Source organism: Kribbella albertanoniae, assembly GCF_004348455.1.
Classification (GTDB): Bacteria; Actinomycetota; Actinomycetes; order Propionibacteriales; family Kribbellaceae; genus Kribbella; species Kribbella albertanoniae.
Window position 1 is genome coordinate 1 of the sequence record NZ_SMKA01000361.1, and the last position, 7,676, is coordinate 7,676.

Annotated in this window: 6 protein-coding genes; 3 read left to right on the forward strand and 3 right to left on the reverse strand. The window is 68.6% G+C overall.

Going from position 1 to position 7,676, the window contains the following annotated elements; genetic code table 11:
• Window positions 1–588: 588 nt before the first annotated feature.
• The 3 genes from E1261_RS41320 to E1261_RS41330 are packed head-to-tail and all read right to left on the reverse strand — an operon-like array spanning window position 589 to window position 5,149.
• Window positions 589–1,236 carry an ABC transporter ATP-binding protein gene (locus E1261_RS41320; RefSeq protein ID WP_132415222.1) on the reverse strand — a complete coding sequence of 216 codons (648 nt, stop codon included), beginning with the start codon at window positions 1,234–1,236 and terminating at the stop codon, window positions 589–591.
• Window positions 1,233–2,069 carry an ABC transporter ATP-binding protein gene (locus E1261_RS41325; RefSeq protein ID WP_132415223.1) on the reverse strand — a complete coding sequence of 279 codons (837 nt, stop codon included), beginning with the start codon at window positions 2,067–2,069 and terminating at the stop codon, window positions 1,233–1,235. The genes E1261_RS41320 and E1261_RS41325 overlap by 4 nt, the downstream gene beginning before the upstream one ends.
• Complete coding sequence (locus E1261_RS41330) at window positions 2,069–5,149, reverse strand: FtsX-like permease family protein (protein WP_132415224.1); 3,081 nt, start codon at window positions 5,147–5,149, stop codon at window positions 2,069–2,071. The genes E1261_RS41325 and E1261_RS41330 overlap by 1 nt, the downstream gene beginning before the upstream one ends.
• A 158-nt stretch (window positions 5,150–5,307) precedes the next feature.
• Between E1261_RS41330 and E1261_RS41335 the strand changes: the two genes are divergently transcribed.
• The 3 genes from E1261_RS41335 to recO form a co-directional block, all read left to right on the forward strand.
• Window positions 5,308–6,297, forward strand: a complete 990-nt coding sequence (locus tag E1261_RS41335; protein WP_132415225.1) for an aldo/keto reductase — start codon at window positions 5,308–5,310, stop codon at window positions 6,295–6,297.
• The gene (locus tag E1261_RS41340; protein ID WP_132415226.1) at window positions 6,294–7,121 is read left to right on the forward strand and encodes an NAD(P)H-binding protein; all 828 of its coding nucleotides are present in this window, start codon (window positions 6,294–6,296) and stop codon (window positions 7,119–7,121) included. The genes E1261_RS41335 and E1261_RS41340 overlap by 4 nt, the downstream gene beginning before the upstream one ends.
• A gap of 12 nt (window positions 7,122–7,133) precedes the next feature.
• Window positions 7,134–7,676: DNA repair protein RecO (gene recO / locus E1261_RS41345; RefSeq protein ID WP_132415227.1), on the forward strand; the 543-nt coding region annotated here is incomplete at its 3' end.

A 7,676-nucleotide genomic window follows, 5' to 3' on the forward strand; every position in this document is an offset into this window, starting at 1 on the left:
CTGAACCCCCTCCGCGTAGCTCCCGCCCCCACCTCGCCGCGACCGGCTACCCCCTCGCCACAACGTCCGAAAAACCGGAGGACCCGCCTCCGGTTGTTCGGACGTTAACCACGGCTCCCAGCTAACGTCCGAACGATCGGAGGGCCGGTCTCCGCTCCTTCGGACGTTACGTCGATTGCGGGCGGTGCACTCGGATACGACCGGTACCTGGGGCACATTTGAGGGGCTATCCGTTCGAGTGGACCCTTCTCTGCTCAAACATTGAGGGGAGAACCAGCAACCTCAGCGGAGACCCCCTCATTTCCGGGCAGCAACCACAGCGCACAGTCGTGGGGTTGCCCCCGTGAGATCTCGATGGGCAACCCCTCATCTCAGGGGATAACGCACCCGGGCGGCCCCGGGGACCCGAGATTGCGGGCGAGGGGCACTTTGAGCACTCATCAGCCATCCAGCACCCGCCGCAACGGTCGAACGGTGCTCAAGGTCGCCCGGCCGGCTCACCTTGAGCACCCGTCAACCACCTTTCGACCGCGCACATGGTTGACCCGTGCACAACGTCGTACCGGCTCGGGTTGCGGGAGGCGAGGGTTACAGGCGGCGGAGCCAGGTTAGGCGGCCTTCGTCCATGAGGGCGTGGCCGTCGGCGGAGGCGGCGACCGTGGGGTCGTGGGTGGCGATGACTACGGCGGCGCCTTGGTTGGCTTGGGTGCGGAGGAGGGTGAGAACGCGTTCGCGGTTGGTGCTGTCGAGTTCGCTGGTGGACTCGTCGGCGAGGATGACGCGACCGCGTTGCGCGATCCCGCGGGCGACGGCGACGCGTTGCTGCTCGCCGCCGGACAGTTCCTCGACGAGGTGGTCGCCGCTCTCGGCCAGGCCGACCGCCTCGAGTGCGCTCTCCACGACACGATCGGTTTCGTCCAGGTCCTGACGGTTCGCGAGCAGCGGGATGGTCAGGTTCTCCCGAGCTGTCAGCACACGCGCCAGCCCATTGCCCTGCGGGATCAGTACGACGCCATGCGCGGCCGCGGTCGGCCGGTCCGAGATCAACAGCCCGTCGACCTCCACCTTCCCCGTCAGCACGTCCACCGCGCCAGCGATTGCCCAGAGCAACGAACTCTTGCCGGCCCCGGACGGACCGCTCACCGCGAGCACGAACCCGGGCGGTACCACGAACGACACGTCGTCGACCGCGACCACTTCGCCGTACGCGACCGTAATGTTCGAGACCTGGATCATCGGTTCCCCTCCTGATCCACCGGGCTGAGCCGGACCTGACCGTCCTCGATCGTCACCTGCACCAACGTCCCCGCCGGCAGCAGCTCCGCGACATGCGGGGGCAGCGGCAACGACCCGTCGGACGCGACCACGGCGTACTCCTCACCCGACCGCCCCTCAGCAGCAATCCGCCCGTCCCGAATCGTGATCGTCCGAGGCAACGCAGCAGCAACCTCGGGGTCATGCGTGATCAGCAGCACCGTCATCCCGGTCCGCTGATTGATCGTCCGGATCGCCGCCAGCACTTCATCCCGCGCATGGTGATCCAGCTGGCTCGTCGGTTCGTCCGCCAGCAGCAGCCCGGGCATCGTCGCGATCCCCACCGCGACCGCACACAACTGCACCTGCCCCGGCGTGAGTGCAGTCAACGGACTCTCGGCCTGCTCCCGCAGACCAACCAACTCCAGTACGTCGATCGCCGCCGGCACCTCTCGATCCCGCGGTGCCGCCTGCTGTGCGTACCGCACGTTGTCCAGCGGTGACAGATAAGGAATGAGGTTCCGCCCAGCCCCCTGCAGCACGATCCCGACATCGCCGGACCGCATCCGATCCAGCTCAGCCTCGGTCATCGTCGCGAGGTTGTGCTCCCCGATCTGCAGTCGCCCCGCACTAGGTGTCAGCAACCCGCCACACAGTTGCAGCAACGTCGACTTCCCAGCACCAGAAGGGCCGAGCAACCCCACCAGCTCACCCGGCCGCACGGTGATCCCGATCCCGGAGAGCGCGGCCACGTCATGACCGTGCGCGCGATAGATGTGTACCAACCCGGTGGTGCTGATCGCCAGTCCACTCATCAGCTCAACTCCTCCCGGATCCGGCTGTACGACGCGCGCCGGTTCACCCCGCTGCCGAGCAGCAGCGTCACCACCGCGAGCACGACCGTGCCGCCGGCCCACAACCCGAGCGCGACCGGCCAGTTCGTCGCCAACTCCAACGGATACGGCCCACCTGTGTCGGCGAACAGCGGTATCAACGGCAGAGCAATCTGCGCGCCGATCACTCCACACGCAGACCCCAGCAACACGGCCAGCGCGACTGGACCGGTCTGCTCCCACCGCGCAGCCCGCCCAGTCACCGGAGCCGGTACGCCTGTGATCCGCAGGCTCGCGTAGTCCTGAGCGCGCGACCGCCAGGACGTGACCACGGTCAGGAGCAGCACTACGATCGCCAACGCCCAGCCTGCGATTCCGACCACTGGAGTCAGCTGTAGGGCCAGCGCGCTCGCAGATCGCCCGTACGACGCGGTCCGATCTGCTCGCCGCTCGATCAGCACCGGAGCGAGTCCGGCAGTCTGGAGCTGCTCGATGATCGTGCCGACGTTGGCCATACCTTCTGCGTTCAGCCAGAGCTCGAACTCGGTAGAGGCTTCGTCGAGACTGCCGCCGATGCGGCGCATGATCTCGAGGTCGACCACGGCGCTGTGCAGGGAGAAGCGGTTCGCCGGACCGGACAGCCGGTCGAGCTTGCTCAGCGGGAGCGGCGCGCCGCCGAACGACGGGGTGGTGGCCGAGGCGTCGTACCGGAAGTCCGGCGTCACCAGTGCCGGCACGATCGCGGGTGCGGTGGCGTATTGCAGGAACTGCTCGCTGCCGAGGTTCGTGACCGACAGCGTCAGTGCTCCGCCGGCGCCGGCTCCGATCGACTCATCGGTGGAGCCGGCTTCTTTGAGCGGCTGCCAGTCGCCTGGTTTGCCGAGCATGATGGACGGCCGGTCGTCGCTGGCCAGCTTGCCGATCTGCACAGTGCCGCGGAGCCCACTGCGATCGGTCAGATCGCGGCTGATCCCGAGCCGGAGCAGTTGACACCCATCCCGGCAGTCGACCGGCGCTCGCAGTACGGAGGCCTTGGCCGTTCCCAGCCGGAGCGGCGGGAAGGTGACCAGGTTGCGTGCGCCGGTGCGGAGATCGACGAGGTTCGCAACCAGCCGGACGGTCTTCGCCGGCGGCTGCGGAGGTGAGTCCGGGCTACCGTCCAGCCGCTCGGGCTCGAACGGCTCCATCGGACCGGCGGTGGCCGTGATCGTCAACTGCCGGCCGCGGAACTCGATCGGCTGGACGGCCGGCGCCGAGAGCGCGTGGAAGCCGTCGGGATCGGTCAGCCGATCACCGCGGTACGCGATCCGCCGGAAGCTGGCCGGCTCGATCATCACCGTCTGCAAGGAGTCGGGCGAGGGCGGCCGGACGACAACGACCGGAGTAAGCCATCGCCGGTCCGGATCGATCGTGTCGAGCGCCTGGGTGAACTTGGGCAGATAGCCCGAGGTCACCTGGACAACGCCCTCGGCGCCGGTCTCATAGCCGGCCCGCGAGTCGCGGTTGTGTTCGGCCACCGACGCGGCCTGCCCGGCGAACCCGACCAGCGCAGCGGCCGCGGCGACCGCGGCGACGATCCGCGTGACGGCGGGTCGGCGAGAGATCTGCAGAGCGCCCAGGGCCAGACCGAGCCGGCCGCGGCGCAGGGCCCGTCGGCTGATGAACCGTGCGATCGGAAGCAACAGATGGGCGAAGGTCAGTCCGGCCGCGAGCGCGAGCAGGGCAGGTGCGAGCACCGGCAGTGGACCGCGGCCCGTTCCGGTCAGTGCAGACACCAGGCCCGCGACGGCGAAGACGACGATGCTCAGGTCGACCAGGCTGATCGCCCTGCCCGAGCGCTGGGGGACGCGCCGCAGCATCCCGGAGATCTGCTGCCGGACGGTGCCCCGGACCTGCAGTGCGACGACACCGAGCGCGACGGCCGCGGCCGCGATGACCGCAACCGGCACCGGCCACGGGAGCTCCAGGGGTGCTCCGCCCTGCAGCCAGGTGCTCCGGACGATCTGGAGTACGGCGAACCCGAGAGGTCCGCCGGCGAGTGTTCCGAGCAGCACCGGTACGCCGAGCTCGACGGACAACGCACGGCCGGTACGGCGGGCTGTCGACCCGCGGAGCCGTGCGATCGCGATCTCCGGGCGGCGTTGGTCGATGACGACCGCGAGGGCCAGCGCGAGCACGACCAGCCCGAACAGGGTGACCTGCACCATGATCAGCGGGATGATCGTCGCGGCCTGCGCGCGCTGGCTCCGGATCCGGTCGGCCAGGGCGGGCAGCGAGGTGGTGTTCTCGGCACCGAGATCGACTGCCTTGAGCTTGGACTCGTTCGACGCCGCTTCGAGCCGATCCAGGTCGTCGAGCCACGTGAGTCCGGGGAGCGGCCTGGTGTCCATGGTCGCGTGCTGGTCCCAGGCCGAGGTACGGAATGTCGAACGGTCGGTCAGCAGGTAGTCGGTCCCGCCCGGGTGCTTACCCTCGACGGGAGGGCGCGAGTGACCGGTGGGCCGGCGGCCGTACCAGTAGTCCGCTGCGTTGTCCCGCGGCTGGTACAGCCCGACGATCTTCAGTGCGCCGTCACTGGTCGAGGTCTCCGCTCCGGCCCGGAACGTCTGGCCGGGTGCGAGCTTCCACATCTGCCGGTCGTTCACAGAGGCAATCACTTCGTTCGGCGCGCTCGGGCAGCGGCCCTCGATCATCACCACCTCGGCGCAGTACCCGTCCCGCCAGATCAGGCGGCTGGTGATGGACTCCGGTACCCCGCGCCAGGTGATGTCACTGTGAACACCCAGCACGGGCGTGCTGAACAGCGGGAGCAGGTCGGCCGGCACCAGTTGCGCCAGGGTCTCCGGCTCGGGATCCTGCTCCGCTCCGGTCCGGGCAGGACTTGTCTCGAGCTGCCAGGCCGCCGGCAGACGTTGCCCAGACAGTGTTTCGGTCATCACTGTCTGCTGGACGGCGCGCGCGAACCATGGCGCGAACGCTGCGCAGGTGCCGATCAGCAGGCAGATTCCGGCCAGGACCAGGGCCTGTGTCCAGCGGTACCGCAATGCCTGTCGCAGAAACAACGTGTGCCCCCCTAGCTGTTCGCCCCCTGCCCGCAAGAAGATACGGATCCGCATGATCGGACGGGTTCGGAACGGCAAAATGTCACAGAGTCGTTGCCTGCGCAGGAATCGGGTCACCGGGTGCCTTGGACGCCCGTGCTGCGCGATAGGTTCGGATCATGAGTGAATCCCAGCTCGGCGACCTGACCGTCTCCCGTCTCGGCCTCGGCTGCATGGGGATGTCCCAGTCGTACGGCGTGACGTCGGACGAGACCGAGTCGATCGCGACCGTGCACGCGGCGATCGATGCGGGCTGCACCTTCCTGGACACCGCCGATATCTACGGCAACGGCGCGAACGAGTTGCTGCTCGGGCGCGCGCTGGCCGGTCGCCGGGATGAGGTGGTGCTGGCGACCAAGTTCGGCTTCAAGCCGCAGACCGGAGCTGCGATGCCGACGGGGGTCGACGGCAGCCCGGCGTACGCGGTCGAGGCGTTGGATGCGTCGCTGCGGCGGCTCGGGGTTGATCACGTCGATCTCTGGTATCTGCATCGGCGCGATCCTCAGGTTCCCATTGAGGAGACGGTCGGGGCGATGGCTTCGCAGGTTGAGGCTGGGAAGGTCCGGTACCTCGGGCTGTCCGAGGTGAACGGGGACACGGTCCGGGCGGCGCATGCGGTGCACCCGATCAGCGCCGTACAGAGTGAGTGGTCGCTGTGGACGCGCGACCCGGAGACCGTCGTACTGCCGACGTTGCGGGAGCTGGGGATCGGGTTCGTACCGTTCAGTCCGCTGGGGCGTGGGTTCCTCACCGGGCAACTGAAGTCGCCGGACGATTTCGAGCCGGACGACGCGCGGCGCGGGCTGCCGCGGTTCAGCGGCGAGAACTTCCAGCGCAATCTGGATCTGGTCGCTCGCGTGCAGGAGCTTGCCGCGGCTCGCGGTGTCACACCGGGGCAGTTGGCGCTTGCCTGGTTGTTGGCCCAGGGCAACGACGTCGTCCCGATCCCGGGGACGAAGCGGCGTAAGTATCTTGCTGAGAACCTCGCTGCTGTTGACGTGGAGTTGACCGCATCCGAGTTGGAGGCGCTGGAGGCGGCGTTCCCGCGGGACTTGGATGTGGCCGGAGAGCGGTACTCCGCCGGTGGAATGGACCTGGTGGGCAAATGATCGCGCTGACTGGGTCGACCGGGCAGCTGGGTTCGCGGATCGCACGGTTGCTGGCGGAGGCCGACGTACCGCAGCGGTTGGTTGTCCGTGATGCCTCGCGAGCGCCGGCGCTGCCGGGTGCTTCGGTGGCGGTGGCGTCGTACGGCGAACACTCCGCCCTGCTCGATGCGCTGGACGGGGTCGACACGCTGATGTTGCTCAGTGCAACTGAATCGGCGGATCGGGTTTCCTTGCATAAGGCAACTGTTGATGCAGCGGTCGCGGCTGGTGTGCAACGGATCGTGTACACGTCCTTCGCGGGGGCGGCTCCGGATGCGACCTTCACCTTCGCTCGGGACCACTGGCACACCGAGCAGCACATCCGCGGTACCGGGATCGACTTCACCTTCCTTCGTGACAACCTCTACCTCGACTTCGTTCCTGGCTTCGTCGGCGAGGACGGAGCGATCCGCGGCCCGGCGGGCGACGGACGCGTGGCTGCCGTCGCGCGCGATGACGTCGCTGCGGTGGCTGCTGCGGTTCTCACCGGCTCCGGGCATGCGGGGGTGACGTACGACCTGACCGGGCCCGCCGCGTTCACGCTGGCCGAGGCGGCCGCCGTACTGGCTGCTGCTTGGGGCCGTCCGGTCCGCTACGAGCCGGAGACGCTCGACGAGGCCTACCGCTCCCGTGAGTCGTACGGCGCCGCCGCGTGGGAGGTAGCAGGCTGGGTGACCTCCTACGCCGCCATCGCCTCCGGGGAACTCAGCACGGTATCCACCGCCGTCGCCGACCTGACCGGCCGTCCGGCTGTCAGCCTCGAAGAAGTTGTCGGCGCCGGGTGAGACACTGTTCCGGTGCCGCTCTACCGGGATGAGGCGATCGTGCTGCGCACCCACAAACTGGGTGAAGCAGACCGCATCGCCACGCTCCTGACCCGCGCCAACGGCAAGGTCCGCGCCGTCGTCAAGGGCGTCCGCCGGACGTCATCCCGCTTCGGCGCCCGCCTCGAGCCCTTCAGCCACGTCGACCTCCAGCTCGCCACCGGCCGTACCCTCGACGTAGTCACCCAAGCCGTCTCCATCTCCGCCTACGGCGAAGGCATCGTCAACGACTACGCCCGCTACACCACCGGGACGGTCCTGCTGGAAACCACCGACCGCCTGGTCGTAGAAGAAAAAGAACCCGCCACCCAGCACCACCTCCTCCTGGCCGGCGCCCTCCGAGTCCTCTCCACCGGCGAACGCGAACCAGCCCTCGTCCTGGACTCCTTCCTCCTCCGAGCCCTGGCCATCTCCGGCTACGCCCCCTCCTTCGGCGACTGCGCCCGCTGCGGCGAAGAAGGCCCCCACCGAGCCTTCAACCCAGCCTCCGGCGGCGTAGTCTGCGCCACCTGCCGC